General features: G+C 59.0%; 3 protein-coding genes and 1 pseudogene. All 4 read right to left on the reverse strand.

Features of this window, described 5'->3' with window-relative positions:
• A partial coding sequence (gene phnO / locus KQJ19_RS23325) for an aminoalkylphosphonate N-acetyltransferase (RefSeq protein WP_216404257.1) occupies window positions 1–353 on the reverse strand: 353 nt, incomplete at its 3' end.
• On the reverse strand, window positions 340–894 hold the full coding sequence (gene phnN, locus KQJ19_RS23330; RefSeq protein ID WP_016155392.1) for a ribose 1,5-bisphosphokinase: 555 nt from the start codon (window positions 892–894) through the stop codon (window positions 340–342). The genes phnO and phnN, both read right to left, overlap by 14 nt.
• A gap of 2 nt (window positions 895–896) precedes the next feature.
• The gene (gene phnM, locus KQJ19_RS23335; RefSeq protein WP_065554801.1) at window positions 897–2,033 is read right to left on the reverse strand and encodes an alpha-D-ribose 1-methylphosphonate 5-triphosphate diphosphatase; all 1,137 of its coding nucleotides are present in this window, start codon (window positions 2,031–2,033) and stop codon (window positions 897–899) included.
• A pseudogene (locus KQJ19_RS23340) lies at window positions 2,030–2,138 on the reverse strand (phosphonate C-P lyase system protein PhnL); the annotation flags it as partial. The gene phnM and the pseudogene KQJ19_RS23340, both read right to left, overlap by 4 nt.

The raw sequence follows: 2,138 nt of genomic DNA on the forward strand, positions 1-2,138 counted from the left end.
CTGGTAGAAAGCTCGGTTATTTCTGCGCCCGCTTCGCGCGCGGTGGCTTCGGCCCAGGCCAGTAACTGACTACCCACTTTTAGTCCTCGTGCCTGTGGCATCACCACCAGTTCCTGGATCTCGCCAATCCAGTTGGCGTGGTGCAGATGAAACTGCAGGTGCAGACCGATCAAGCCGACGACCTGTCCGTCGAGCAGCGCCAGCTGGTAGTGCATATTGGGATCTTGCAGATTTGCGGCGTAGCCAGCGCTAAAGGCCTGCAGGTCGAATTGGCCCTGTTTCAACTCACAGATAAGCGCGTAAACCGCATCGGTATCGTATAGCGTGGCGCGGCGTAATTCACAGACAGACATGTTTCTTCTCCTTGCGTCCCATCAGTGTGAGCAGTGTATCGACAGACTGTAGCAAACTTCCATCATTGTTCAGGACGTGGCAGTCATATGGCGTGTAGCGTGCCGCGCGTTCAAGGCGGGCAGCGATTTCCGTTTCGCTCTCCCGCCCACGTGCCTGCAGGCGCTGGCGTAAAATGGCCGGGGAAACCTGTAAGCAAATGGGAAGTAAAGAAGCGCCGTAACGGGCCTGCGCCTGGGGCAGATGCGCGCGCGAGCCATTGACCACCACATCAAAACCGGCGTGCAGCCAGAGGTCAATCTCTACGCCGACGCCGTAATAGAAGCCGTTGGCATGCCAGCTCAGCGCCAGCAGGTTCTGCCCGGCGCGGGTAAAAAACTCTGGTTCGCTGAGGGCAATATGGTTTTCATTCCCGGCGTTGGCGGCGCGGGTGATGTAACGGTGCGCCACCAGCAGTTGCGCAGGTTCCTGCTGGCGAAGTTCTGCCAGTAGACTGTCCTTACCGGAGCCGGACGGCCCCATCAGCCAGATCAGTTTCCCCATAGTCAGAATACCCTTTTGCCCTGACGCCAGACGTGGTCGATATGGATGTGATCGCCTTTGCGATGCGCCAGCACCAGATCCGCGCGTTTACCTTCGGCTACAACGCCACGATCGTCGAGATTTAATGCCCGCGCCGGATTGCGGGTCACCAGACGAATGGCCTGCGGCAGCGTAAAGCGGTTGGCGTCATCGTCTGCCACGCGGAATGCCGCATCGAGCAGGCTGGCGGGGTAGTAGTCGGAGGAGAGAATATCCAGCAGCCCCAGCTCAGCCAGCTTATGCGCCGCCACGTTGCCGGAGTGAGAACCGCCGCGCACGATGTTGGGCGCGCCCATCAGTACGTTCATACCATGCTGGCGCGAGGCCTCTGCGGCGGCAAAAGTAGTAGGAAATTCGGCGATCACGCTGCCAAGTTGATGCGATTCCAGCACATGATCGCAGGTGGCATCGTCATGGCTCGCCAGCGCTATCTGGCGCTCACGACACATCTGAGCAATCGCTGTGCGGTTGGGTTGCGACCAACGTGCAGCCAGAGCTAACTGTTCTTCTTCGTAGCGGACCATTTGCTCGTCGGTAAGTGAATACTTGCCCTGATAGTACTCGCGGTACTTCTCGCGATTGGCAAACTGACGCTGGCCGGGGGAGTGATCCATCAGCGATACCAGCGTCACCGGCTCACGACCGACCAGTTTTTCAAACAGCGGTAGGGTGGTGTGATGCGGCAGCTCGCAGCGCAAATGCAGGCGGTGCTCGGCGCGATTGACCCCGCGCTTTTGCGTCTCTTCCACCGCGTTGATCATCTTCTCCAGATTTTCCAGACGGTCACCGCCGTCGCGCACATCGCCAATCGCCACCGCGTCCAGCACGGTGGTAATGCCGCTGGCGACCATCAGCGCGTCGTGGCTGCTCATCGCCGAGTGGGCGGGCCAGTCTACCTTCGGGCGTGGGGTGAAAAACTTGTCGAGATTGTCGGTATGCAGCTCGATAAGCCCTGGCAGCAGCCAGCCGCCTTCTCCGTCCATCGCTTGGGCCAGTTGGCTCTGACTTTCGGCAAAGGCGCGGATCGTTCCGCCCTCAATTTCCAGCGATCCTTGCACCACTTCATCTTCCAGCACCAGCTTTACATTATTGATAATCATGCTGTTGTTCCCATCAGGTGCAGGCGATCCGCGACGCGATCGCGCACGGTTTGATCGTGAAAAATGCCGACAATTGCCGCGCCGCGGGCTTTCGCTTCTTCAATC

Origin of the sequence: Citrobacter sp. S46_ASV_140 (genome assembly GCF_018919545.1) — a bacterium.
Lineage (GTDB): Bacteria > Pseudomonadota > Gammaproteobacteria > Enterobacterales > Enterobacteriaceae > Citrobacter > Citrobacter braakii.